This window comes from Pseudodesulfovibrio portus (assembly GCF_026000375.1).
GTDB classification, from domain to species: Bacteria; Desulfobacterota; Desulfovibrionia; order Desulfovibrionales; family Desulfovibrionaceae; genus Pseudodesulfovibrio; species Pseudodesulfovibrio portus.
This window is the reverse complement of the sequence record NZ_AP026708.1, coordinates 2209812-2233832: the sequence shown is the minus strand read 5'-3', so window position 1 is coordinate 2233832 and position 24021 is coordinate 2209812. Positions and strand designations below refer to the sequence as shown.

The window sequence follows — 24021 nt, the reverse complement described above, 5'->3', positions numbered from 1 at the left end:
GCCCTTTCCGGTTTACCTCGAGATCAGCACGATCCCGCCCAGCACGCAGGCACAGCCCGTGAGCTGCTGCCAGCCTATGGGTTCGCCCAGCACCAGGGCGGACAGCACCAGCGCCGAGACCGGCATGACTGCGGTGAACACCCCGGCCGTGGACGGGGGGACCCTGGTGATGCCCGCGAACCAGAAGACATAGGCCAGGACCGTGACGGCCGCGCCGTAGTAGGCGACCACCAGCCAGCCCGTGGCGGTGATGGCCGTGAAATCCGTCTGCAGGGCCTCGACCGCGCCCATGGGCAGGAACCAGAGCAGGCCGAACAAGGAAATGATGGTCGACACGGCCAGCGGGGACAGCGGCTCGGGAACGGTCTTGCGGATGAGCAGGAACAGGGACTCGAAGACGACCGCGCCGAGCACCAGCAGGTTGCCCGGCACCGGGTTGGAGCCGACGCCCCCGCCGGACTGCACCAGGTTGATGACCGCCACGCCGAGTACGGACAGGACGATGCCCAGCCCGGTTTTCCGGGACGGCCGATCCCCCAGGAACAGCCAGGCCATGATCCCCATGCAGGCCGGGGTGGTGGAGGTGACGATGCCCGCCGAGGCCGGGCCGGTCATGGTCAGCCCGTAGAGCAGGAAGACCGTGAACAGGAACGACCCGCACAGGGACTGCACCCCCATCATCAGCCAGGAACGGCGGGAGATGCGCGGCAGCCCGCCCTCGCGCAGCAGGACGACGGGGACGAGAATGGCGAGGGCCAGGATGAAGCGCAGGCCGGACGCCAGGAACACGGGCAATTCCATGACCATGATCTTCCCGGCCACCACGGAGCTGCCCACAAGGACCATTGCCAGGGACAGGTTGACATAGGCGATTGTTGTTTTGGACATGGCCGGACCATGCCCCAAACGCGGTCAGGAGTTTTGAACGATCTTGCGGTATTTGCCGGGGGTGATCCCGGTCTGGCGCTTGAACAGCCGGGTCAGGTGGGCCTGGTCCGAGAAGCCGCACTCCGCAGCGATGTCCGCGATGCGCTCCCCGCGCGCCAGCCGTTGCCGGGCCCGCTCCACCCTGGTCTGGGTCAGGTAGCCGTGGGGCGTGACGCCGATCCGTTTCTCGAACACCCGCACCAGATGGAAGGGGGACAACCCGGCCAGCCGGGCCAGTTCGGTCAGCGGCATGTCCTCGGCGAACCGGTCCTCGATGACCTCCCGCGCCCGCCGCACCGCATGATGCTCATGGCCGTACTCCGGCCACGCGCCGGTTTCATCCGCGTGCCGGGAAATCCAGTGGGCCAGCAGCCACAGCAGCCGCGTCTCCTTTTCGATGAGCGAGACATCCGACCGCTCCAGCAGCCTGTGGGTGCGGGCGATGCACCCGGCCAGGGCGGGGTCGTCCAGCACGCCCTGCCGGAAATGGGGAAGATCCGGTCGCGCCATGAGCGCCCGGGCCCCTTCCATCAACGCCTCGGGCTTGAGGTAGAACATGCGGTAGGCCCAGCCTTCGCGGTCCGCGCCGTGCCCGTCGTGGGCCTCGCCGGGCACCACCAGGTTGACCTGGCCTTGGGCGGCCACCACGCTCGCGCCCCGGTAGTTGAAACGCATGGCCCCGGACTCGATGCAGCCCACGGCGAACCCCTCGTGGAAATGCCGGGAAAAGGACTGGGTCACGAACCGCGCGCGCAGCATGTCCACCCCGCCCAGAAAGGGGAGGGTCATGACGTGCGTTGTTTCCCTGGCTGCGCCCTGCATACCCCCTGCATGCCCCGCTTCCCCTCAAAAGGCAACTCCAGCCCCCTTCGAAAGCGGGGCGGAAGGGCTGCTCCCGGAAGCCGGAGGCACCCCCTTTCTATACTTGGATTGTCAGACCTTTCATGCTAGTGCCTTCGTCCACGAGCTATGTTAAGGAGATAGACACTCATGAGAGCGAAAATACATCTGGAATCCGCGCTGAAAAAGGCGCTCGACACCTTCGGCTGGGCCTGGCCCGAAAAGGCGGTCATCGAACCGCCCAAGGACAAGCAGTTCGGCGACATGTCCGCCAACGTGGCCATGATGCTGGCCAAGGAGGCCAGGAAGGCCCCCCGCGCCATTGCCGAGGACATCAAGGAGGCGTTGTCCGCCGATCCGCTCATCGAGAAGATCGACATCGCCGGACCGGGATTCCTGAATTTCACCTTTGCCCCGTCCTTCTGGCAGGAGACCGTGTCTGCGGTCCGCGATGCGGGCGAGGACTACGGCAAATCCACCATGGGCAACGGCACCAGGGTCCAGGTGGAGTACGTCTCCGCCAACCCCACCGGGCCGCTGCACATCGGTCACGGTCGCGGCGCGGCCCTGGGCGATTCCCTGGTGCGCATCCTGGAAAAGGCCGGATACGACGTCGAGGCCGAATACTACATCAACGACGCGGGTCGCCAGATGCTCATCCTGGGCGGCTCCATCCTGTACCGCGCCCGGCTGGAAAAGGGCGTGGACGTGCCCGAGCCCGAGGACTTCTACAAGGGCGACTACATCGCGGACATCGCCCGCGAGGTCCTGAAGCTCCACCCCGACCTGCTGGACAAGCCCGAAGACGAGGCCCTTGAGATCTGCAAGGTGTACGGCAAGGACGACATCCTCGACGGCATCAAGGAAGACCTGGCCGCCTTCGGCGTGCGCCACGACGTCTGGTTCTCGGAAAAATCCCTGGTCACCGACGGCAAGGTGGACGAGACCTTCGCCGACCTGACCGCATCCGGCATGGGCTACGCCGCAGACGGCGCGTTCTGGTTCAAGTCCACGGAACTGGGCGACGACAAGGACCGCGTGCTCAGGAAATCCAACGGCGACACCACCTATTTCGCGTCCGACATCGCCTACCACGACAACAAGTTCAAGCGCGGCTTCGATCTCGTCGTGGACATCTGGGGCGCGGATCATCACGGCTACGTGCCGCGCATGATGGCCGCCTGCGAGGCCCTGGGCAAGCCCGGCGGCCTGCACGTCATCCTGGTCAACCTGGTCAACCTGCTGCGCGACGGCCAGCCCATCGCCATGAGTACCCGCGCGGGCCAGTTCGAGACCCTCAAGGACGTGGTGGACGAGGTCGGCTCCGACGCCGCCCGGTTCATGTTCCTGTCCCGCAAGTCCGACTCCAAGCTCGATTTCGACCTGGAGCTGGTCAAGCAGAAGTCCATGGACAACCCGGTCTACTACGTGCAGTACGCCCATGCGCGCATCTGCTCCCTGAACAAGAAGGCGGCCGAGGCGGGCAAGTCCGCCGCCCCCGTGAGCCCGGAATCCCTGGCCCTGCTCGACACCGAGTGGGACATGGAAATCCTGCGCCTCCTCGACCAGTACCCGGACTTTGTGGAGGCTGCGGCGCGCGCCCAGTCCCCGCACATGATCTCCATGTATTTGCAGGAACTTGCCTCAACGCTGCACAGGTACTATACAAATTGTCATGTGCTCAGCGCCGGGGACGACGTGGCTGCGGCCCGGCTCATGCTGCTCGATTGCGTGGCCGGCGTCGTGAAGAACGGCCTGGGCCTGCTGGGCGTCAACGCACCCGAATCAATGTAGGGATATGGCAGACAACACCGAACCGAAATACAAGGTCAAGGTCCCGAAGCTCAACGCCGCCAAGCGGTCCTACAGCTTCACCCTGTCCCTGCCGGGCATGATCAGCGCGGTGGGAGCCGGCGTGCTCGCGCTGACCTTCTTCTTCGTCATGGGCATCCTCATCGGCCGAGGCTACCGGCCCGAGGCGGACATCCCGCAGCTTGAACCGATCATGCCGCGCAACGAGCACGGCCAGGCGGTCGGGCAGGAGCCGCCCACAATCCTCACTCCCGAGGAACTGGAGTACCAGGATCGGCTCCAGGCGCCGACCGAAATGGACGCCGTCGAACCCGAACCCAAGCCAGAGCCCAAGCCTGCTCCGAAGCCGGAGAAAAAGGCGGAGGTCAAGCCCGCGCCCAAGCCCGAACCGGTTGACGCCGAACCGGCCCGACCCGGCGAACCCGTCTACGACTACGTCTACCAGGTGGCCGCCTTCCGCAAGGTCGAAATGGCCGAGGAACTGGGCAAGAAGCTCGAAGCCGCAGGCCTGACCACCAACATCACGGCGGGCGACGCCAAGGGCTCCACCTGGTACCGCGTCCAGGTGCTCCACTCCGGCACCCCGGCCTCCACCGACCGGATGCGCGAGATTCTCTCCGGATTCGGCATCCAGAAGCCGTTGCTCAAGAAAAAGACCCAAGTACAATAAGAAGCAGCTTTTCTTTGGCAAAAACAAGGCCCGTGATCATATGCAGGTACGCGCCAGTTCACCTCCTCCCGATGCGGGAAACGCACCGCCACATCGCTTGAAGGCTCTTCTGCTCTCCTTCACCACGATGGCGGTTCTGCTCGTCCTCGGGTCCGGCACCGTATCCGCCGATACCATCGACGTGGTATCCGACTCGTGGCCGCCCTATGTCTTCGAAGACAACGGATGCATCGCCGGAACCGACTACGAGACGGTCAAGGCCGTGCTGGAAGGAATGGGTCATCAGTTGAGGCTGACCTTCTATCCCTGGAAACGGTGCATCGCCATGGTCGAAGACGGCTCTGCCGACGCTCTCATGGATGCGGGCAAGACCCAGCAACGGGAAAAAACACTGATCTTCCCGAAAGAACCGTTGTCCTCGAGCCAGACCGTACTGTTCCACATGAAGGGCAGGCTGTTCGTCTTCCGCTCCCTCGCAGATCTGAAGGGACTGAAGGTCGGCACCCAACTCGGTTATTCCTATTCCGACGAGTTCAACCAGGCCCGGGGATTCATCAAGGAGCCGGTGGAATCCGTCGAGATCAACATACGGAAATTGCTCTACGGCAGGATCGACCTCTTCATGGCCAACCGCAATTTCGGCCTTTTCGAAGCCCAAAGGATGGGCGTCTCGGATCAGATCGACCACTTGCAGGAGACAATCAGCTCAGGCGACGTGTACCTGGCCTTTTCCAGGAAGAGCCCAAAGAACGCCTTGGCGGTCGAGTTCGCAAAAGCCCTGAAGCAGTTCAAGAAAACGGATCGCTATCGGGCCATCCTGAAAAAATACGGGCAGTAGGCGGACGCCACGGGGGCACACGACCGAATCGGCATCCGTGATGCCGCATCTCCCCCCGGCCCTCCCCCGGCCAGTCAAATTCATTGATTCCAGACCGGGACATGGTAAGCATGGAGCCGGTGCCCCTAACCCACGTCGCAAAACCCGCCCCGAGGTCAGGACGAATGACGATTTTTAAGGATGCCGCCTACGAGAACGAAACGTTCAAGAACGTTCAATGGGAAGACGAACTTGAGGATATCGAGTTCTACAATTGCGTTTTCACGGATTCATCCTTCCAGTCCAGCCGGTTGACCGGATGCAGCTTCGACAGCTGCGAGTTCACCCGGTGCAACCTCTCGCTGGTGGAAATACGGAACACCGCATTCCTTGACGTTCACTTCAGGGACTGCAAGATGATCGGCATCGCCTGGAGCGCGGTCGGCGGTTTCCTGACCGCCGGGTATGACCGGTGCATCCTGAACAACAACATCTTCTCCGACATGAACCTGACCCGGTTCACGTTCACGTCCTGCGCCCTGGTGGAGGCCTCGTTCCACAACACGCGGTTGCGGCATGCCGCCTTTGACGACTGCGACCTGAGCGGCTGCACGTTCTCCCAGGCGGACCTGAGCTTCGCCGACTTCACCACATCCCGAAACTACTACGTCAACGCCACGGAAAACACGCTGCACAAGACCCGGTTCTCACTGCCCGAGGCGGTCTCGCTGCTCGCCAACCTGGACATCGTGCTCGAATAACCCGGCAGCGGGGCGCACTCGTACAATGGGCACAAAAAAGGGCGACCCCGACGGGCCGCCCTCTTCATTCGTACCAATGATCCCCTACACGCTCAGCTCGGCGTGGCGTTTGCTGAAAATGCGCTTGGCCATGTAGATGAACGGCGTGTCCAGACCGGCCACCACGACCTTGATGACGTAGGTGGAGAGCAGGATTTCCAGGAACACGTTCACAGGGAACAAGCCCCAGAAGGCGATGACGCAGAAGATGGCCGAGTCCAGGAGCTGGCTGACCATGGTCGAGGCGTTGTTGCGTAGCCACAAGAACTTGCCGCCGGTGCGCTCCCTGATGGCGTGGAAGGCCCACACGTCATGCAGCTGGGAGACCAGGTAGGCGATCATGGACGCCAGCGCGATGCGCGGCAGGAAGCCGAACAGGGCGGACAGGTGGGGCTGGGCAAAATCGTCTGCGGCAGGCTGGAAATAGAGCGCCATCTGCATGTACCCGACCATCATGACCAGGGCCACGAACCCGAGCAGCACGCCCTTCTTGGCCTCTTTCTTGCCGTAGAATTCACTGAGCAGGTCGGTGGCCAGGAACACGCTGGCATACAACACGTTGCCCAGCGTGGTGGTCAAACCGAACAATTCCACGGTCTTCAGGACCTGGATGTTGCACAGCAGCAGGTTGAAAACCAACAGCCCGAACAGGCCGACGCGACCGAACAGGCGGAACACCACAAGGACCATGCACAGGTCCACCAATGCGAAAGATATCCAAAGCAATTCGTTCATGGAGGTCGGTGTGCCCCTTATTCCCGCCGAGGTCAAGTATGGTGATGCCTCCGGCGGCTGGGGGAAGGGGAGGGAAAACCCTTTGAAAAGGGTTGTTCCCTCCCCTTCCCCCAGACCCCCATCCCCTCCTTTTCCCAAACTTTTTGTGTCGCCTGCGGCGAAAGAACAAAAAAAGGGGCCGCAGGAGTGCGGCCCTTATTGATCATTATTTCAGGCTTGTGAGAGTGGTGCAGCTGTGCATTTTCTCGGGTGCGGTTTAACCGCAGGCGTAGCAGCGCTACGTTGAGGATTAAACTGGGCCCGAAAAATGTGCAGATGCGCCGCTATCGCAAGCCGCGCCCCAAGGGCATCAGCCCTTGGTCACAAGCCCGTAATTCTTCTTGCCCTTGCGGATGACCAGCAGCTCGCCGCCGATGAAATCGTGGTCCGCGAGTTCCCGACCGTCTTCCAGGCGTTCGCCGTTGATGTACACGCCGCCGCCCTTGATGTCCTTGCGGGCCTGGCCCTTAGACTTGACCAGCCCGAGATCCACGAGCATCTGGGGCAGGTCGGGCAGGTCGGCGGACGCGTAATGCTTGTTGGGCGCGGACTCGAGCGCCGAGCGCAGGGTGGCCGGGTCGATGGCCTTGAGATCGCCCTTGCCGAACAGCGCCTCGGTGGCGGCCAGGACGCGTTCCAGCTCGTGCTTGCCGTGGATCATGGTGGTGACCTCTTCGGCCAGCCGTTTCTGGGCGGCGCGCAGGTGCGGGGCTTCCGCGACCTGCTTTTCCAGCTCCGCGATGTCCTCGGGTCCGAGGAAGGTGAACAGCTTGAGGAACTTGATCACGTCGGCATCATCGGTGTTGATGAAGAACTGGTAGAAGGCGTAGGGCGAGGTCAGGTCCGCGTTCAGGTAGACCGCATTGCCCTCGGACTTGCCGAATTTCTTGCCCGAGGCGGTGGTGATGAGCGGGAAGGTCAGGGCGAACGCCTCGGCCTGCTCGTCGTCGTGGGCGTACCGGCGGCGGATGAACTCGCAGCCCGCAGTGATGTTGCCCCACTGGTCGCCGCCGCCTATCTGGAGGCGACAGTCGTAGTTCTTGTACAGGTGGTAAAAGTCGTAGGACTGGAGGATCATGTAGGAGAACTCGGTGTAGGAGATGCCGGATTCCTCGCGACCGATGCGGCCCTTGACCGACTCCTTCTGGAGCATCCAGTTGACCGTGAAGTGCTTGCCCACGTCGCGCAGCAGCTCGATGGCGGTCATGTCCTTGGTCCAGTCGTAGTTGTTGACGATGTCCGGACGCTCGCCGGTGTTGCGCTCCACGAACCGGCGCACCTGGCGCTTGATCAGCTCCAGACGCTCGTCGAGCAGATCGGAGTTGGACAACTCGCGTTCCTTGTCCTTGCCGGACGGGTCGCCGATGCGGCCCGTTGCCCCGCCCATGAGATAGAGCGGATTATGCCCGGCCCGCTTCATGCGCACCAGGCAGAGCAGGGGCACGAGGTTGCCCACGTGCAGGGATTCGGCGGTGGGATCGAAGCCGCAATACATGGTGGCGCCTGGCTTGGACAGGAACTCGCGCACCTTGTCTTCGTCGGAAACCTGATTGATCAGCCCGCGCCACTTCAACTCATCGTAGATATTCACTTTTACCCTCTTGGTCTCGTCAATTCCGTGACAGGTCACGCTCTGTTGTTCTGCTGGAAGGCGGTCATGGAAACCGCCTTGCCGGAGGTATCATCTATGTCAAAAATCGCGCCTTGTAAAATCCCCGGACCCGATGCGGCCTCGAGCTGCCGGGGCAGTCCGGTCAGGTAACGGTCGAGTATGATTTCCGGCTTCATGCCCAGGCAGGAGTCCTCGGCGCCGCACATGCCGAGGTCGGTCAGGTAGCCCGTGCCGCCGGGCAGTATCTTGGCATCGTTGGTCTGGACGTGGGTGTGGGTGCCGACCACGGCGGACACCTTGCCCTCCAGGAAATACCCCATGGCGATCTTTTCCCCGGTGGCCTCGGCGTGGAAGTCCACGATGGTCACGGGCACGTCGGCGGGCAGAGCGTCGATGACCGTTTCGGCGGCCGCGAACGGGCAGTCGATGGGGGGCATGAAGGTCCGGCCGATGAGGTTGACCACGGCCACGGGCGGGAAGCCCTTCTTGCGGAAGACGCGGACGCCGGAGCCCGGCAGGTGGTCGGGGTAGTTGTGGGGCCGGAGGATGCGCCCGTCGGACTCGAGCAGGGAGTAGAGGTCCTTGAACTTCCAGATGTGGTTGCCGCCGGTGATGCCGTCCAGCCCCGCCTTGAACAGCTCCTTGGCGTGCTTGGCCTTGAGCCCGTAGCCGCCGCTGGCGTTCTCGCCGTTGGCAAAGGCGAAGTCGACGGATTCCTCTTCCCTGATGCGGGCGAGGTTCTCCCTTACGGCCCGCATTCCGGGCCTGCCGACGATGTCGCCGAGAAACAATATGCGCATGGTATTCCCTTGGATGGAACCGTTGATGGAGAGACTGATAAGGGCTGAACGGGAATTGTAAAGGGGCTAAATCCGCTGAAAGACCGTGGGGGCGACCGGCTTGATGGGCAGCTTCATGCCTGACAGGGACTCCGAATGGCCGATGAACAGATAGCCGCCGGACTTGAGATTGTTGCAGAACTTGTTGAACAGCACTTCCTGGGTCTGGCGGTCGAAGTAGATGACCACGTTGCGGCAGAAGATGATGTCCTGCTGCTGGGGCAGCTTGAAATTTTCCATGAAGTTGAGCCGCTGGAAGGTGACCTTGCTGGTCAGGAGCTTGTCCATCTTGACCAGCTTCTTGTCCTTGGACTTGAGCATGTACTTTTTCTTGTACTGCATGGGCACGTCCGCGACCTTGTCCATGGAATAGACCGCGCGTTTCGCCTCGGACAAAATCTTCCGGGAGATGTCCGTGGCCAGGATGGAGAAGTCGAACCCCTGGCGGGAGGCGGCCCACTCGTACAGAACCATGCCCAGGGTGTAGGGCTCTTCCCCGCTGGAGCACCCGGCCGACCAGATGCGCAGCGCGTTGTTTTTGCCCACTCCCCGGCTCCACAATTCGGGCAGCGCCGTGTTGTTCATGATATCCCAGTGCTTGGGCTCGCGGAAGAAATGGGTGGTGTTGGTGGTGACCACGTCGATGAGATGGGACCGTTCATTTTCCCTGCCGTCGGGAGAAAAGACGTAGTCGCAGTATTCCTTGTATCCGCTCAAGCCGAGGGCGCGCAGCCGTTTCTGGAAGCGGCTCTGGAGCAGCACCTTCTTCGACGGCGGCATCTTGATGCCGAACTCGGAATGAATGAGTTCGCTGAACCGCTGGAATTCGGACTCGCCCATCTCCGAACGCACCAGGCTCATGCTGCTCTGCATGGTCTGCCTGAGCCCTTCGGAGGTCTGGTCATTGGCGGCGGATGGATCTTTTCTCATTCAGCTGCGCTCCAAAAATTCGAAGATGGATACATAGAGCCAGATGGTAAGTGACAATAGTGGCACTGCGCCATGATAATCTCTGCCGGCTTATAAAAAAAGCACCCGGACATCAGGGAAGTCCGGGTGCGCGGTCGACGTCTGATTATTTCGCGTAGCCCACGGCCCGCTTTTCCCTGATGACCGTAACCCGGATCTGGCCGGGATAGGTCATGTTGTTCTCGATCTTCTCGGCGATGTCCTTGCAGAGCACGTAGGTGTTCTCGTCGCCCACCTTTTCCGAATCGACCATGACGCGGATTTCGCGGCCCGCCTGGATGGCGTAGGCCTTCTGCACGCCGTCGAATCCGGTGGCCAGCCCTTCCAGCTCTTCCAGCCGCTTGACGTAGTTCTCAAGCAGCTCCTTGCGGGCGCCGGGCCGGGCGCCGGACAGGGAGTCGGCGGCCTGGACCAGGTTGGCCAGGATGGTCATGGGCGGGGTGTCCTCGTGGTGCGCGGCGATGGCATGGATGATTTCCTTGGACTCGCCGTGCTTCTTGGCCAGGTCCGCGCCGATGATGGCGTGGGGGCCTTCGATCTCGTGGTCCACGGCCTTGCCGATGTCGTGCAGCAGCCCCGCGCGCTTGGCCTCTTTCTCGTTGAGGCCCAGTTCGGCGGCCATGACGCCGCACAGGAAGGCGACCTCCATGGAATGCTGGAGCACGTTCTGGGAAAATGAAGTGCGGTAGTGCAGCCGCCCGAGCAGGTTGATGACCTCGGGGTGGATGCCGTGGACGCCCACGTCGAAGGTGGCCTGCTCGCCGATCTCCTTGAGCTTGGTGTCCATCTCGGACTCGACCTTCTTGACGATCTCCTCAATGCGGGCCGGATGGATGCGGCCGTCGTGGATGAGGCGTTCCAGGGCCTGCTTGGCGACCTCGCGCTTGAGGGGGCTGAAGGCCGACAGGACCACGGTCTCGGGCGTGTCGTCGATGATCAGGTCCACGCCGGTAGCCGCCTCCAGGGCGCGGATGTTGCGGCCCTCGCGACCGATGATGCGGCCCTTCATGTCTTCGGAGGGCAGGGTCACGGCGGTGACGGTCTGCTCACCCGCATAGTCGCCCGCATAACGCTGCAGGGCCAGGGAGAGTATCTCCTTGGCCTTCTTGGAGGCGTTTTCCTTGGCCTCCATCTCGATGTTGCGGATCATCTTGGCCGCCTCGTGGCGGGTGCGGGACTCGATTTCCTTGAGCAGGTTCTCACGGGCTTCCTCAACGGTCAGGCCGGAGATTTCCTGGAGTTTGCGCTCGTGCTCGTCGGCCTTGCGCTCCAGGTCCTCCTCCAGCTCGCTCAAATGTTTTTCCTGCTTGATGAGCTGCTTTTCCAGCTCCACGGCCTGCGCTTCCTTGTCGGCGGCCTTCTCCCGCTTGGCGTCCAGGCGCTCCTCCTTGGAATGCAGCCGCTTTTCTTCGCTCTTGAGCTGGCTCTCGCGGTCCTTGAACTCCCGCTCCAGCTCCTTTTTCTGATTATAAATTTCGTCCTGAGCCTGCAGGCGCGCTTCCTTTTTCAACGCCTCGCTCTCTTTCCTGGCCTCTTCGACGATGCGTTCGGCCAGCCCCCTGGAATCGGAAACTTTCTTGTCGGAGACGTATTTGAAGAGAATGAACCCGGTACCCAGTCCGGCAAGCACCCCTCCGCCGACTATGGCGATTTCGAAAAGCATGGGGATTACTCCTTCATTGTATGTTGACAGACTATGGGCGGTCTGTTGACGCCGTAACGCAAGTTGAAGAACGCGAAAAAACGCGCCTTTCTTTGAAGGGAAGGGTGGCGGGAACTTGGATAAGGAAGGTGGCTGTCTATATCTTTGCCCGAAAACGCCGCTTATTGCGGTCGGGCGGTATAAATCCCCGGGAAAGCGCCGTGTTGCCGGTATGTTTTGAACCTGGTATGTCCAGGTGGGCACGTCTCGCGGACCTTCAGGCTTCCCGGCCTGTGCCGGGCATGCTCACCGGCCCGCTGGAGTCCTAGCCCTTTTATAGAGCATTGGCTCAATAACACTCTGGGCAATCACGCACGCCCCAGGGTAATTCCTTGGCGACCTTGGCCCCGTCCAGTTATCGGTCCGGTTCCGTTGAGGTCTTTTCCAAAATCTCTCCGATCTTCCCTTCCAGCCGCTGCAGTTTGTCCCCAGCGACCAGATAATCATCAGCCAGGCTCAGGAGCAGGTATGTGAGCACCCTTTCCTTGCTGATGTCGCCCGCTCCGGCCACAAGCTCCTTGTACTTGTTTTCGATGAAGGCCTGAGCGGCTTCGATGCGTTTATTATCCGCATCCGTCTTGAAGGATATGTCGAGTCCCAACAGGGTCAGCGTGTAGCGAGGCATCGTAAAACGCTATCATTCCAGCTCGTTTTGGATTTTCTCCAAAAGCGTGTCGATACGAGATTCGATGTCGCGCCGCGTCTGCCTTTCAGCCTCGACCTCCTCCCTCAAGCGTTGGTTTTCTTCTTTCAGTTGATTGATTTTATTCAACAACAAGTTGAAACGTTCTTCAAGTTGGGCAACTAATTCCATACCGGATATCTATTCTTTTTTTCATTGCAAGGCAATGCTTTCTTGCCTTGGTTATTGATATATTACTCGGATCACTTCTTGAGGCGGCGCTTGATGTTCACCTGCTTGCCCCGGGCGATCCCGGCCTGTCCTTCGGGCACGTCCTTGGTGATGGTGGAACCCGCGCCCACCAGGGCGTCCCGGCCAACGGTCACCGGCGCCACCAGGGCGGTGTTGGAGCCGATGAACGCCCCCTCGCCGATGGTGGTGACGAATTTGTTTTTGCCGTCATAGTTGCAGGTGATGGTCCCGGCCCCGATGTTGGCCCCTGCCCCCACCTCGGCGTCGCCCAGGTAGGTCAGATGGCCGGCCTTGGCGCCCTCGCCCAGCCGGGCCTTCTTCATCTCCACGAAATTGCCCGCCCGCGCATCCCGCTCCAGCACCGCGCCGGGCCGCAACCGGGTGTAGGGACCGACCTGGGCCCCCTCGCCCACCGATGCGCCCTCGATGTGGTTGAACTGGCGCACCACGCAGCCGGTCGCGAAGCGTGAATCGAGGATGTAGTTGTAGGACCCGAGCTTCGCCCCGGCAGTCACAAAGGAGTCGCCGTAAATTTCGCAGTGGCCGAATATCTCCGCTCCCGGCTCCACGGTGGCACGCGGGCCGATGATCACGGTGTCCGGGTTGTGGATGAGCACGCCGTCGTCGAGGAGCTCCTCCACTATCTGGCGGCGCAGGGCGTTCTCGGCGGTGATCAGCTCGCGCGGGGAGTTGATGCCCATGAGCGACAGGTCGTCGCCCGCCTGGACTCCCTCCACGGACAGCCCTGCGGCCACGGCCAGCTCCACGAGGTCGGTGATGTAGTATTCGCCGGACTTGTTCTCGTTGGACAGCCGGGACAGGAGCGGTCCCATGGTTTCGAGCTTGAGCAGGTACACGCCCGCGTTGACCTCGCCCGTGACCGGGCCGTGCCGGTTCAGGTCGTAGTCCTTGGCCTCGACGATGGCCGCCACCCGCCGCTCGGGGTCGCGCACCACGCGACCGAAGGCGCCCGCGTCGCGCGGGGTGATGGTGGTGAAGGCCAGGTCGCAGCACCCCTGTGCGGCCATGAGCCGATCCAGGGCCTCGGTCGTGACCAGCGGGGTGTCGCCGTTGATGACCAGGCAGTGGGTGGCCCCCGTCTTTTGCAGGGCGTCCCAGGACACCTGGAGGGCGTGGCCCGTGCCGAGCTGCTCCTTTTGCATGACGAACCGGTCGGCCATGTCCGGGAAAGCGGCCCGCACGGTGTCGGCGTCGTGGCCGACCACGGTCAGGATGTTCTCCCTCACCAGGGGCTTGAGCGCCTCATACACATAGAAAAGCATGGGTTCGCCGAGCAGGGTCTGCAACACCTTGGCCCGGGGGGACCGCATCCGCGTGCCCTTGCCCGCAGCCAGGATCAGGGCGGTGACTTTGGTTTCAGCCATTATGATCTCCGTTGTTCGGATAGGTTCGTATTTCCGGACACAAATTACCCGCTTGGAACGAAAAGGACAAGGGCGGTTTTTCAAATGATGTCAAGTACCGATTTTATCTTATAGCGTGTTTTTATTCTCCATTCGTTCCCGAATCCGGGTTGTGCCCAAAACCCGTGGTACGCTTTGCGGCAAAACCAAACCGCCCGTCCCGAAGACGGTCAAAGGAGCGATGAAATGGCGCAGAACGAATCAAAACGCACCGGCGAAGACCAGCTTGTCCACGGCCTTCCCAAACACATGTCCGCCACGGCCACCGGGGAGAACCTGGACCAGTACATGGCCGGGCAAAAGGCCCAGGGAAAGGTGGAGGGCGAATTTTACTGGACCGCTCACCCCAAGCCCGGAGCCTGCGAGCGATGCCTGGACATGGCCAAGGAAACCTACCCGGAGGAGCCGAAACGCCCGCACCCCAACTGCAAGTGCGTATATAAGAAACACGACATCAAAGATCCGGAGACAGACTGGATGTTTGATGGTACACATCTGTGTATCAAGGGCGGGCCGTGCTTCGCGGCGGTGTCGGGCGGATTCGGCAAAGGCGCTCTGCCTCCGGGAGTATACAATATCATCACGAACGCGATTACCCTTGAAAATATACAAGAAACCCAAGGGTACTGTGATAAACACGGGAATTGCTGGTGGGTGAAGATTGCGCCTACTTTCGACGCAAATGGGCGTGGAGGCTTCGGCATTCACCCCGATGGCAATAAATCAGGTACACTCGGGTGCATAGGGCTGTCCGCCCGAGACACCTCCGAAGCCAAGGGGCATTTCAAAAATGTCGAAGGACAAAAAATACTTGTTAAATAGGATTTGGACAGCCGCAATTCTTGTGGCTGTCACATTTTTGCTTATCTACACCCCCGCCGAAGCGGCGGAGATCGTCGACGTGTCACCGGTGCATTGCAGGCATGGCCTGCATCAACCAGACGGGGGCAAGTTTGCGGTGTTTGTTTTCTGCGACGATGCACTGGGAACGCAGTTGGGGATCATATACACCCAACCCGGAGTAGGACCTGTGGAACCCAGCTCGGAGTGGAGTAACGGCAACAGATTTTGGCAAGAGGGCGAATGGGTGTATGACGCCATCAATCTTCTCTGGTCCCCTTCCGGCGACTATTTGTATGTCACAACCGAGGGGGTATACGGATTCAACGGCTTTTATGAACTCGACCTCAGGAAAAGGGCGGCAACGAAACTGCTGAGCGGGAGTGACGGGGGCGACTTGAGAATCGAGGCGGTGGAGAACGGCTTCGTTGAGGTCAACGGCAGGCGTTTCAGGATGAAGGACTGACCCGCACATTGCGCGGATACCATTGGTCAACGCTAACCTATGCGAAAGGGAAAAGATTCTGGTCAAGTAACCGATGGTTGGGTGCATTGATCCCGATGATTCTATTCTTCGGAATCAGTACACCGCTTTTCGCATCCGACCTTGAAGCCATCCGGGCGGACGTCGCTTTTTTTGTTACGGCAGTTCATGGAAAGCAGAGCATGTCGGAATATAAGACTTTATGTGGATTTTAGGATAATTCCGACCAGTTGCTTATGGAATCGGTTTGTGAATCTCTTGGACATGACACAACCTCCGACCAGTGTGTGGCCTACTCCCGGTGCAGGGAAAAAGATCCTCTGAACACACGATCATACTACCTGGCCGCTCTGTCGACAATCGTGCCAAATGCCAAGTTGGCTGAAATCACGATCGAAGAAGGAAAATGGGAAAAGACCGAACTCCCTTACGTGTTCGTCCATGCAAAGATCGGCGAAGATCTGTTCACCTTTTATCGTGTGACCAAGCCGACATATTAGGTGCCTTTCGGAAAGCTGATACCGATTAAGGTCAATCACAAAAAAATCGACCTTTCCTCAGCCAACCTTATGGAAGTCTTTAACAGCGACCCGTGCAGAGATGCATTGCTGATCCCCCCCCATAGTCCCGCCGCCATATAAAATGGATGCAGTTCGAGAAGATGTGGATTTGTTTTTCTCTACCATCCATGGTTCTCGGTCATTGAAAGACCATTACTACTTGAATGGAGTTGGCGGTGGAATCGAGTTGGAGTTTGAACTTGCTGTCTGCGAAGAACTGGGCTTCGATTCAAGCTCGGAAGATTGCATCAAATATCTGCGTTGTCGCTATGGGAAGAGTGCCATGTGTACCTCGTACTCCATGACAGCCGAGTCCAGCGTCATTCCTGTCGTTCCAAAAGACGCCCCAAAGAAGATTGTTGTTGAATATTTGGGTGCAGAACAGATTCCGAATATGCTGGTACATGTTGAGGTGGATGGTCATGTCTTTGTGTTTTCCCGAGTCGCAGACAAGGATGTGGCTATCCAGTTTGGCCACTTGGCCTTGGTGGAACTGGACGGACAAGATATCATGCCTCCCCCTGTTGCCCTCATGGAGGTTTTCAACAGCGACCCGTGCAGGCGCATCCTGCTCGACAAACAATAAAAAGAACGCCCGCACCGTCCGGTGTGGGCCGTTCTTGTTTCCGTTCTCCCTACATCCGCGGCAGGACCTCCAGCTCCATCTCCGTGGCCGCCTGCCTGATGAACGCCTTCATCTCCCGCCCAAGGTGCGGGCTGTAGCGCATGAGCAGGATGCCCTTGAACTTGTCCACCACCGTGAAGATGCCGAGGTTGTCGTGCCCCTCCAGCAGGAACCGGAAGAGCCCGATGTCGGCCGGGGCGATGCGCACATAGGTGCGCGCGGACCACTCGGGAGCGGGTGGGCAGACCCGTTTCCGGGGCCGTCTGCGTGACGAGGATTTCATGGGCTCTGTCTATCGGCTGGCCGGGGGAATGGCAAGTTCCGGGGGAAGGCCCCTTCCCCCAGACCCCCATCCCCTCCTTTTCCAAAACTATTATAGGCGCATCCGCGCGGGTCCTGATTGAGAACGGTCGGGCCTCTCCCCCACACACCGTTCCAACACGCCACCATCTCAAATTCCCGACAACGAAGAGCGGCCCTTGTGGCGTGGGCACCGTCCCGGAAGATTCGCGCCATGTTGTCGGCGGCGCGCCGCCGACAACATGGCGCGAAAATTTCGGGACATTCCGTCACCCCCCACCCCTCATCAACTCTCCCGACCACGCGCGCCTCTCGCCGCAAGGCGACACGGGATTCTCAAGGCCCCCGGCCTTGAGCGGGTGCAGGGCAGCGCCCTGCCCGTCGGAGACGCCCTGCGGCGAGCACTCCCCCCCCCAAAAGGAGAGCCGTCACGCCCTTTCGAGCCAGGCGAGCTTGCGCAGGATATCCTCGTCCAGGAGCCGCCGACCTGCCTCGGCTGCCCCGTTGATGGCGGCGGGGTCGTGCATGGTCTGCATCTTGTACTTGTTGCCCAGGGCGTTGCCCTGCTCCTGCATGCTGGTGCGGGAGGCCGCGCCGGTGCGCTTCTTGTGGCGCACCGCGAGATGCCCCTGGTAGACCGGGAACGTCCCGGCCTCGCACAAACGCAGGTCGTGCTCCATGTCGTCGTACTGGGACGGGGAAAGCTGGATGGCGAAGTCGCCGGACTCGACCAGCGTCCGAGAGCGGAAGAGATGGCAGCAGCCCATGACAGAGGCGCAGGGGCGCATGAAATCGAACCCGCCGCCGTCCAGCGTGCGGATATGCAGGTCGGACAGCCTGAACGGATGGGGCGCGGCCCTGGTCAGATCCATTGTCGCGGCCGGGTCGGCCAGGAGGTGGCTGTCCGCGCCCTGGATGAGCAACGGGTTGAAGTGGTCCACCACCTTGCATCCCCAGACGCCCGCCTCCGGGTACTCCGCCACTGCCGCGCCGAGCCGGGCCAGCCAGTCGGCGGGCAGCTCCACGTCGTCGTCGAGGTAGCAGACGAACTCGTGCGCCTGCACGTCCTCCCGGTGCAGCAGCCAGTTGCGGGCCGCTGCCGCGCCGATATTCACGGGCAACGAAATGACGGTGAACCGGCCCGCGCCCAGCAGGGACTCGAACCGGGAAACCCACTCCCGCAGGACTCCGGCGGTGCCGTCCGTGGACCCGTTGTCCAGCACGAACAGCGACGCCCCGGCCAGATCGGAATCGGCCAGGGAGATCAGGGTCTCGGCCAGCTCGTCCGCCTTGTTCCAGGAATAGAGGCACACGGCCACGGAACCGGGCACGGGCTCGCGCCGATCGGCCACGCCGTTGAGCGCGTCGAACGCCCGCAGGATTGTTCCCGCGTCCCAGGGGCGGCGCATGGCCTGATCACGAAGGGCCTCGGCATCCACCCATTTTTCAGGCGCAAACAGGTCGCTCACCCGCTTCAAGGCTCTTTCGATCACGACTTCGGCACCCGATTCTGAGCCGGATTCAATCAATTCGACAACAAATTCATGGTCGCCTTCCATGCACCCGGCAACCACACCCTGTTCGATCCAGAACAGGTTTCCGGGCTGGTCGGCTGCACCGGCCCGGGTGAACGTTTTGAGGGACTTGAAATCCCGCTCCGCCTGGAGCCGACGGTATTCGTCGAGGTCGGACGGGGGGTGCCAGCGGTCGGCCAGAAGTTGAAGATGCTGCGTGACGGCAGGTTCCAGCAGTCCGCGAGCCTGTTCCAGGGCCAGGAGTTCGCAGGCCATGGCCCCGTCCAGCGGATTTTCGCGGATCGCCGTTTCCAGGGCGTGGGCCGCCACCGGGAAAAGCTCAAGGTCGCCCGAGCGCAGGCACCAGCCCGCCATATCGAGCAGATGGCCCTTGCCCGTGAAGCCCAGGCGCAGCTTGGCGCGCAGTTCTTCGGGCAGGGACAGCCATTGCCGGGCCGGAGAATCAGTGCTCGGAATGGTCATGGTCCGTCTCCACGGATTCGGGGGGTGCGGCCACGTCCTCCACGGCCAGCGGCTCGAACAGCCGCTCGCCCATGTACACGCGCATGAGGTTGAATCCCTTGACCTCCGGGGTAAGCAGCCTGCGGACGACGTTGCGCCCGTTGACGCCCATGGCGTGCCGCCGGATGGGGTCCTCGGCAAGCTCGCGCATCCTTGCGGCCACACATTCCGCGTCGTCGGACGCGCACAAAAAGCCGTTGATCCCGTCGCGGACCACCTCTGGCACGCCTCCCACCGAGGTGCAGACGGCGGGCAACCCCAGGTCGAACCCTTCCAGGAGGGTGTTGGGCAGGGACTCCATGCGCGAGGTCATGACGTATACGTCCGCAAAGCGCAGCTCGTCGAGCACCTGCTCATGGGGAATGGTGCCGGTGTTGCGCAGCCGCTCCCGCACCGGCCCGGCCAGCAGGTCGTCGAACTTGTGCAACTTGTCCTCGTCCACGCCCACGGACACGAACTCCATGTCGCGCGCGCCCTCCTCGCAGAGCAGGTTGGCCGCGCGCAGAAAGACGTCGAACCCCTTGATGTGGACCGAGTTGCCCACGTAGATGAACCGGCACCCCCGCTTCTTGCGCGGCCTGGGGTCGCCGTGGTCGGGCCCCACGTAGGCGTTGTAGACCACGTTGAGCAGGGATTCCTTCACATGATGGCCCCGCAGGACCTCGGCGCACTGGGCCGAGTTGGCGATGACCCCGTCGGCCATGCGCGTCCAGAGAAAAAACACGGTGTTGGGCCTGGAGATGACGCCCCGGTTGATGAACAACTTGCACTTGGCGCCCATGAGCCGGGCCAGCACGCCCGCCTTGTAGGCCCGGTTGTGGAAGGTGTGGACCACGTCGATCCCCTTTTCCTCCACCAGCCGCTTGAGAAATTTCCCGGCCTCGCGGTACTTGCGGAAGCGGTCGAAGTGGACGACCTCCACGTCCAGCCCCTCGAGCGCCCCGTTGATGGGCGTGTCCGGCTTGATCAGGGCGTAGACCTTCAGCCCCGAGGCGATCATGGCCTTGATGTTGTTGACCATCTGGCGGCTGCCCCCGGACACCTTGTCCGAGTCCGTGGCATAGAGCACGCTCCCCACCTCGGCCCGCTTGCGGAACCGCTTGACGAACAGGCCGGCCGTCAGGGTGTTGGAGTACATGCGCAAACGGGACTGCATCCATTTGCCGTCCTTTCCGCCGCCCACGCCGACGCGGTTGATGCGGAACGGATCGGTTCCCGGCCTGTTGGCCTGCCGCTCCAGGGTGAACGCCCCGGCGAACCCGGCCTTTTTCAGCTCCGCCTCGGACACCGCGTCGAACTGACCCCACGGCCAGCAGAAGAGCTGCTCGTCCAGCCCGTTCAGCTCGCGGATGCGCTCCATGGAGCGGCGGAAGTCCCGGCGGCAGAATTCCCGCCGGTCCGCCTCGGAGCGCTTGACCATGCGCGGGAATTCTCCCGGCCCGTGCATGGGCCAGTACCCGTCGTAGACATAGGCGCTGCCCACTCGGTAGTGCGGCCAGTCCGGGATGCCGGGGGGATAGATGGCCCATGACGCCCAGTGGGCGTCGCGGATGGCCCGCGGACTCTTCAGGCTGATGAACGCACCCTGATGGGCCCGACCGTGGGAAAAGACCTCCATGCCCCTGGAGAGCATGGCCCGGATCTCGTCCTCGTTGAGGAACTGGGACAGGTCGCCCGTAAAGGCCGCCCGCAGGGAGTCCTGCATGCGCAGCAGGGGCGGGGCCGTGTCCGCCGTCCGCACCGCGCCGGGGACCGTATAGTCGGCCAGGGTGAAGAAAGTGCCGGTCATGCCCCGCTTCTCCAGCTCGGGCACGGCGTGCAGCCAGTTGGAGATGTGGCCGTCGTCAAAGGTCAGGACAACGGATTTTTTCGGCGGCTTCATGTCGCCGCGAACCACTTTCAACAGTTCGCCACCGGTGATGGTCCGGTATCCGGCGTCGACCATGGCGTCCAGATGCTCGCAGAACATGGCGGGCGTGTGGCCGTCAACGTCCGAGACGTTGTGATAACAAAGGACAGGAATGGATATGCTCATATTGCGGTTTCTCGATTGCTGTGAAGCTCCCTGGAATTACCAGATGGGGATAGGCAGGGCAAGAAAGGAAGGCGGCTCCCCAGCAGCGGTTTTTTCGAACCCCGCACGCAACATGAAACCGTGCCACTTGTAAACAAGTCAACTTATGGATAATAGAAGTGATCATGTCGGCCAAAACGCTTCTTTTCATTGCGGAACCCCAATCCGTAACCTCGATCTTCCCCACGCTTCAGGCGGCCGGGCTCCAGGCCGGGCTGGCAGACAACCTGAACGGGGCCCTGGGGTTCATCAAGAAGTCCAATCCCTGCCTGGTGTTCTGCCGACCCAAGCTGCAGGGATTCGACGCCAAGGCGTTCCTCAGGCAGGCCGCCGAAACCGAGGGCTTCCCGCCCGTGATCATCTTCACGGCTGCGGGCAGCGCCGAGCAGGCCACCGAATTTCTGCAGATGGGGGCACGCGACTACTGGATCGAGCCGCTGGTCTGGGACAAGATCAAGGTCATCCTGCCCGAGGACGAACCCGAGGACGAACCCGAGGACGAACCGGCTCCCGTCGCACTGAAACCCGCCGCGCCCCAACAGCCCGGCCGATTCCAGATCATCGGCCGCCACGAGGCCGTGCTGCGCGTGCTCGCCCTGGCCAAGCAGGTGGCCGGAAGCAAGGCCACGGTGCTCATCTCCGGCGAGTCCGGAACCGGCAAGGAGATGTTCGCCCGCTACCTGCACCACAACTCCGACCGCGCGGACAAGCCCTTCATTGCCATCAACTGCGCGGCCCTGCCCGAACACCTGCTGGAATCCGAACTCTTCGGCCACGAAAAGGGCGCGTTCACAGGGGCCATCAACCGCAAGCTCGGCAAGTTCGAATTGGCCGACGGCGGCACCATCCTGCTGGACGAAATCACGGAGATGGACCTCGGCCTCCAGGCCAAGCTGCTGCGCGTGCTCCAGGAGTCCGAATTCGACCGGGTGGGCGGCGTGGAGACCGTGAACATCGACGTGCGCGTGCTGGCCACCACCAACCGCAACATCGAGGCGACGGTCAGGGAAGGCAAGTTCCGCCAGGACCTGTTCTACCGCCTCAACGTCATCCCGCTGGCCCTGCCCGCCCTCAAGGACCGGGGCGACGACGTGATCACGCTGGCCGAATATTTCGTCAACAAGTTCACGGCCGCCTACGGGCTGGGCCAGCTCGCCTTCACCGACGACGCCAAGAAATGGCTCGCCGGATACGACTGGCCCGGCAACGTGCGCGAGCTGCAGAACCTCATGGAACGGGCCGTGCTCCTGGCGGGCCAGGGCCCCATCCAGACCCGGCATTTCCTCATGGGCGACGAGCAGTGGACGCCCGACGACCTCTCCGCCATCGACGCGGACCAGCAGGCAGCCGGACAGGCCGCGCCGCCGTCCACCCCGGACGAAGCCCTGTCGGTCATGCCCATCCACGAGATGGAAAAACGGCTCATCCTCAAGAGCCTGGAAGAAACCACCGGCAACCGCACCCGCGCCGCCGAACTGCTCGGCATCTCCGTCCGAACCCTGCGCAACAAACTCAACGAATACAAAAAACAGGGCCTGGACGTTTAATTTTGCCTCCGGCGGCCGGGGGAAGGGGAGAGGGGAACCCTTTGGAAAGGGTTCCCCTCTCCCCTTCCCCCGGACCCCCATCCCCTCTCCCTTCCTAAACTTTTTATATGCGCATCCGCGCGGATGCTGTTCGCGCCAGCCCGCCCTCTTTTCCTCGCATCGTCCCAACACGCCACCATCATTATTTAGGAAAGCCGAATGACGGCCCTTGTGGCGTGGGCACCGTCCCGGAAGATTCGCGCCATGTTGTCGGCGGCGCGCCGCCGACAACATGGCGCGAAGATTTCGGGACATTCCGTCACCCACCCCCACCCCTCACCAACTCTCCCGCCCCAGCGCACCCCTCGCCGAAGGCGACGATGGGGGTCCAGGGGGCCTTGCTCCCTGGCGGGTGCGGGGCGGAGCCCGCCCCCCGGAGGGCCGCCGGAGGCATCCCCGCCGCCCACCTGCCCAATTTGTCCGTCCACCGGTCGGCGTCTTGCCACGTTCATCCAATTTAGGTAGGGATAATCAAGAATTGGAAAACCCTAAAAGGTGATCGGCCTCCGCGTATGCCCAAGCTCAAAGCACTGCTCATCCACCCCGACCCCGAGATCAGGACCGCCCTGCGCGACGTCCTGGAGGAGGTCCATTTCATCCAGGTGCTGGGTGAGGCAGTGACCGCTTTCGAGGCCATGGAGTTGCTTGAGGCCATCCCTTACGGCGTGTTCTTCGTGGCCGTGGACCTGCCCGGCGACGCCAGCGGCATCGAGATGGCGCAGATGCTGGCGGGCCGCAAGAACAAGCCCGCCCTGGTCTTCATCTCCGACTCAGAGAACCAGGCCTATGCCGCCTTTGAACTGGGGGCCACGGACTACCTGCTCTGGCCGCCCGCCACCGGACGGCTGGCCCGGACCATGGACCGGCTCCAGACGTTCAAGACGCGCTTCCGCGAGGTGGCCATGCCCGTGTCCATGCCCGACGGGCACGACGAGCCGCCCGCCGAGGACACCGAGCAGACCGTGAAGCTGCCCCTGCCCGAAGAAGAGCAGGACTCCTTCCTGGCCGCCCTCAAATCCGCCTGGGACCAGTCCGCCAGCCGCAGGCCCGAAATCGACAAGCTGGCCGTCACCCAGGACGGGCGCACCATCCTCATCCCCTACGACCAGATCATCTTCGTGGAGGCCTTCGAGGACTATTCCTACGTGCACACGGCCAACCAGAAATTTCTCTCCTCGCACAGGCTCAAGAACCTGGAGGACCGGCTGGGGCCGCACCGCTTCTTCCGCGTGCACCGCAAATACCTCGTGAACCTGGACATGGTGACGGAAATCGCCTCCATGCCCGGCTCCAACTTCATGTTGCGCACCGCGGGCCGGACCCGCATAGAGCTGCCCATCAGCCGTCGGCGCATCGCGGAGCTGAAGAAGATCATCGGCTTGTAACCGTTTACCCCGTTGCATGGACCGCTGACCGAATAAGGCGGGTGCTGGCGCGGGGAGTTGTTATCAATGAG

Annotated in this window: 22 protein-coding genes and 1 other RNA gene; 9 read left to right on the top strand and 14 right to left on the bottom strand. The window is 61.9% G+C overall.

Annotation, left to right across the window (positions count from 1 at the left end; translation table 11 throughout):
- Positions 1-12: 12 nt before the first annotated feature.
- Together OO730_RS10810 and OO730_RS10805 are read right to left on the bottom strand one after the other, a co-directional pair.
- Complete coding sequence (locus tag OO730_RS10810; protein WP_264981478.1) at positions 13-888, bottom strand: DMT family transporter; 876 nt, start codon at positions 886-888, stop codon at positions 13-15.
- A 24-nt stretch (positions 889-912) separates the two neighbouring features.
- Positions 913-1749, bottom strand: a complete 837-nt coding sequence (locus OO730_RS10805; RefSeq protein ID WP_264981477.1) for an AraC family transcriptional regulator — start codon at positions 1747-1749, stop codon at positions 913-915.
- A gap of 168 nt (positions 1750-1917) precedes the next feature.
- On the opposite strand from OO730_RS10805, the gene argS reads away from it, so the two are divergent.
- The 4 genes from argS to OO730_RS10785 all read left to right on the top strand — a co-directional run bounded on the left by argS (position 1918) and on the right by OO730_RS10785 (position 5827).
- Positions 1918-3561 carry an arginine--tRNA ligase gene (gene argS / locus OO730_RS10800; protein WP_264981476.1) on the top strand — a complete coding sequence of 548 codons (1644 nt, stop codon included), beginning with the start codon at positions 1918-1920 and terminating at the stop codon, positions 3559-3561.
- A gap of 4 nt (positions 3562-3565) precedes the next feature.
- Entirely contained in the window at positions 3566-4249 is a 684-nt protein-coding gene (locus tag OO730_RS10795) for an SPOR domain-containing protein (RefSeq protein WP_264981475.1), read from the top strand.
- A 97-nt stretch (positions 4250-4346) separates the two neighbouring features.
- Positions 4347-5087 carry a substrate-binding periplasmic protein gene (locus tag OO730_RS10790; protein WP_264981474.1) on the top strand — a complete coding sequence of 247 codons (741 nt, stop codon included), beginning with the start codon at positions 4347-4349 and terminating at the stop codon, positions 5085-5087.
- A gap of 164 nt (positions 5088-5251) precedes the next feature.
- A complete protein-coding gene (locus OO730_RS10785) occupies positions 5252-5827 on the top strand; it encodes a pentapeptide repeat-containing protein (protein WP_264981473.1) in 576 nt (191 codons plus the stop codon).
- 84 nt (positions 5828-5911) lie between these two features.
- Here the strand turns inward: OO730_RS10785 and OO730_RS10780 are convergent, their stop codons facing one another.
- The 9 genes from OO730_RS10780 to glmU form a co-directional block, all read right to left on the bottom strand.
- Positions 5912-6601 (bottom strand): queuosine precursor transporter, encoded by a 690-nt coding sequence (locus tag OO730_RS10780; protein ID WP_264981472.1) that lies wholly within the window; start codon positions 6599-6601, stop codon positions 5912-5914.
- 349 nt (positions 6602-6950) lie between these two features.
- Positions 6951-8231 carry a tyrosine--tRNA ligase gene (gene tyrS, locus OO730_RS10775; RefSeq protein ID WP_264981471.1) on the bottom strand — a complete coding sequence of 427 codons (1281 nt, stop codon included), beginning with the start codon at positions 8229-8231 and terminating at the stop codon, positions 6951-6953.
- Between the two features lie 35 nt (positions 8232-8266).
- Positions 8267-9052, bottom strand: coding sequence for a TIGR00282 family metallophosphoesterase (locus OO730_RS10770; RefSeq protein WP_264981470.1), 786 nt, complete (start codon positions 9050-9052; stop codon positions 8267-8269).
- 66 nt (positions 9053-9118) lie between these two features.
- Positions 9119-9964, bottom strand: coding sequence for a CheR family methyltransferase (locus OO730_RS10765; RefSeq protein WP_407681923.1), 846 nt, complete (start codon positions 9962-9964; stop codon positions 9119-9121).
- A 202-nt stretch (positions 9965-10166) separates the two neighbouring features.
- Complete coding sequence (rny, locus tag OO730_RS10760; RefSeq protein WP_264981468.1) at positions 10167-11723, bottom strand: ribonuclease Y; 1557 nt, start codon at positions 11721-11723, stop codon at positions 10167-10169.
- Positions 11724-11903: 180 nt separating this feature from the next.
- A non-coding RNA gene (ssrS, locus tag OO730_RS10755) (6S RNA) lies at positions 11904-12091 on the bottom strand.
- A gap of 26 nt (positions 12092-12117) precedes the next feature.
- Positions 12118-12387, bottom strand: a complete 270-nt coding sequence (locus OO730_RS10750; RefSeq protein WP_264981467.1) for a cell division protein ZapA — start codon at positions 12385-12387, stop codon at positions 12118-12120.
- A gap of 12 nt (positions 12388-12399) precedes the next feature.
- Positions 12400-12576 (bottom strand): hypothetical protein, encoded by a 177-nt coding sequence (locus OO730_RS10745; protein ID WP_264981466.1) that lies wholly within the window; start codon positions 12574-12576, stop codon positions 12400-12402.
- Between the two features lie 71 nt (positions 12577-12647).
- Positions 12648-14021 (bottom strand): bifunctional UDP-N-acetylglucosamine diphosphorylase/glucosamine-1-phosphate N-acetyltransferase GlmU, encoded by a 1374-nt coding sequence (gene glmU / locus OO730_RS10740; protein WP_264981465.1) that lies wholly within the window; start codon positions 14019-14021, stop codon positions 12648-12650.
- A 225-nt stretch (positions 14022-14246) separates the two neighbouring features.
- On the opposite strand from glmU, the gene OO730_RS10735 reads away from it, so the two are divergent.
- From OO730_RS10735 to OO730_RS10725, 3 genes are all read left to right on the top strand, one after another.
- Positions 14247-14882 carry a DUF2778 domain-containing protein gene (locus tag OO730_RS10735; protein WP_264981464.1) on the top strand — a complete coding sequence of 212 codons (636 nt, stop codon included), beginning with the start codon at positions 14247-14249 and terminating at the stop codon, positions 14880-14882.
- The gene (locus tag OO730_RS10730) at positions 14851-15366 is read left to right on the top strand and encodes a hypothetical protein (protein ID WP_264981463.1); all 516 of its coding nucleotides are present in this window, start codon (positions 14851-14853) and stop codon (positions 15364-15366) included. Before OO730_RS10735 ends, OO730_RS10730 begins: the two co-directional genes overlap by 32 nt.
- Positions 15367-16047: 681 nt before the next feature.
- A complete protein-coding gene (locus OO730_RS10725; RefSeq protein WP_264981462.1) occupies positions 16048-16530 on the top strand; it encodes a hypothetical protein in 483 nt (160 codons plus the stop codon).
- A 49-nt stretch (positions 16531-16579) separates the two neighbouring features.
- On the opposite strand, the gene OO730_RS10720 is transcribed toward OO730_RS10725, so the two are convergent.
- The 3 genes from OO730_RS10720 to OO730_RS10710 all read right to left on the bottom strand — a co-directional run bounded on the left by OO730_RS10720 (position 16580) and on the right by OO730_RS10710 (position 20940).
- On the bottom strand, positions 16580-16852 hold the full coding sequence (locus OO730_RS10720; RefSeq protein WP_264981461.1) for a DUF4911 domain-containing protein: 273 nt from the start codon (positions 16850-16852) through the stop codon (positions 16580-16582).
- 445 nt (positions 16853-17297) lie between these two features.
- On the bottom strand, positions 17298-18866 hold the full coding sequence (locus tag OO730_RS10715) for a glycosyltransferase family 2 protein (RefSeq protein ID WP_264981460.1): 1569 nt from the start codon (positions 18864-18866) through the stop codon (positions 17298-17300).
- Positions 18847-20940, bottom strand: coding sequence for a glycosyltransferase (locus OO730_RS10710; protein ID WP_264981459.1), 2094 nt, complete (start codon positions 20938-20940; stop codon positions 18847-18849). Before OO730_RS10710 ends, OO730_RS10715 begins: the two co-directional genes overlap by 20 nt.
- Before the next feature lie 164 nt (positions 20941-21104).
- Here OO730_RS10710 and OO730_RS10705 point away from each other — a divergent pair, with 164 nt between their 5' ends.
- Both OO730_RS10705 and OO730_RS10700 read left to right on the top strand, forming a co-directional pair.
- A complete protein-coding gene (locus tag OO730_RS10705) occupies positions 21105-22526 on the top strand; it encodes a sigma-54-dependent transcriptional regulator (RefSeq protein WP_264981458.1) in 1422 nt (473 codons plus the stop codon).
- 551 nt (positions 22527-23077) lie between these two features.
- Positions 23078-23950, top strand: coding sequence for a LytR/AlgR family response regulator transcription factor (locus tag OO730_RS10700; RefSeq protein ID WP_264981457.1), 873 nt, complete (start codon positions 23078-23080; stop codon positions 23948-23950).
- The last annotated feature ends 71 nt before the right edge of the window (positions 23951-24021 follow it).

What these genes read in the sequence shown, in the direction of transcription:
- OO730_RS10810 (WP_264981478.1), bottom strand. Translation starts at nt 888, where the DNA reads ATGTCCAAAACAACAATCGCCTATGTCAACCTGTCCCTGGCAATGGTC.
- OO730_RS10805 (WP_264981477.1), bottom strand. Translation starts at nt 1,749, where the DNA reads ATGCAGGGCGCAGCCAGGGAAACAACGCACGTCATGACCCTCCCCTTT.
- argS (WP_264981476.1), top strand. Translation starts at nt 1,918, where the DNA reads ATGAGAGCGAAAATACATCTGGAATCCGCGCTGAAAAAGGCGCTCGAC.
- OO730_RS10795 (WP_264981475.1), top strand. Translation starts at nt 3,566, where the DNA reads ATGGCAGACAACACCGAACCGAAATACAAGGTCAAGGTCCCGAAGCTC.
- OO730_RS10785 (WP_264981473.1), top strand. Translation starts at nt 5,252, where the DNA reads ATGACGATTTTTAAGGATGCCGCCTACGAGAACGAAACGTTCAAGAAC.
- OO730_RS10780 (WP_264981472.1), bottom strand. Translation starts at nt 6,601, where the DNA reads ATGAACGAATTGCTTTGGATATCTTTCGCATTGGTGGACCTGTGCATG.
- OO730_RS10770 (WP_264981470.1), bottom strand. Translation starts at nt 9,052, where the DNA reads ATGCGCATATTGTTTCTCGGCGACATCGTCGGCAGGCCCGGAATGCGG.
- OO730_RS10765 (WP_407681923.1), bottom strand. Translation starts at nt 9,964, where the DNA reads ATGCAGAGCAGCATGAGCCTGGTGCGTTCGGAGATGGGCGAGTCCGAA.
- rny (WP_264981468.1), bottom strand. Translation starts at nt 11,723, where the DNA reads ATGCTTTTCGAAATCGCCATAGTCGGCGGAGGGGTGCTTGCCGGACTG.
- OO730_RS10750 (WP_264981467.1), bottom strand. Translation starts at nt 12,387, where the DNA reads ATGCCTCGCTACACGCTGACCCTGTTGGGACTCGACATATCCTTCAAG.
- OO730_RS10745 (WP_264981466.1), bottom strand. Translation starts at nt 12,576, where the DNA reads ATGGAATTAGTTGCCCAACTTGAAGAACGTTTCAACTTGTTGTTGAAT.
- glmU (WP_264981465.1), bottom strand. Translation starts at nt 14,021, where the DNA reads ATGGCTGAAACCAAAGTCACCGCCCTGATCCTGGCTGCGGGCAAGGGC.
- OO730_RS10735 (WP_264981464.1), top strand. Translation starts at nt 14,247, where the DNA reads ATGGCGCAGAACGAATCAAAACGCACCGGCGAAGACCAGCTTGTCCAC.
- OO730_RS10730 (WP_264981463.1), top strand. Translation starts at nt 14,851, where the DNA reads ATGTCGAAGGACAAAAAATACTTGTTAAATAGGATTTGGACAGCCGCA.
- OO730_RS10720 (WP_264981461.1), bottom strand. Translation starts at nt 16,852, where the DNA reads ATGAAATCCTCGTCACGCAGACGGCCCCGGAAACGGGTCTGCCCACCC.
- OO730_RS10715 (WP_264981460.1), bottom strand. Translation starts at nt 18,866, where the DNA reads ATGACCATTCCGAGCACTGATTCTCCGGCCCGGCAATGGCTGTCCCTG.
- OO730_RS10710 (WP_264981459.1), bottom strand. Translation starts at nt 20,940, where the DNA reads ATGAGCATATCCATTCCTGTCCTTTGTTATCACAACGTCTCGGACGTT.
- OO730_RS10705 (WP_264981458.1), top strand. Translation starts at nt 21,105, where the DNA reads ATGTCGGCCAAAACGCTTCTTTTCATTGCGGAACCCCAATCCGTAACC.
- OO730_RS10700 (WP_264981457.1), top strand. Translation starts at nt 23,078, where the DNA reads ATGCCCAAGCTCAAAGCACTGCTCATCCACCCCGACCCCGAGATCAGG.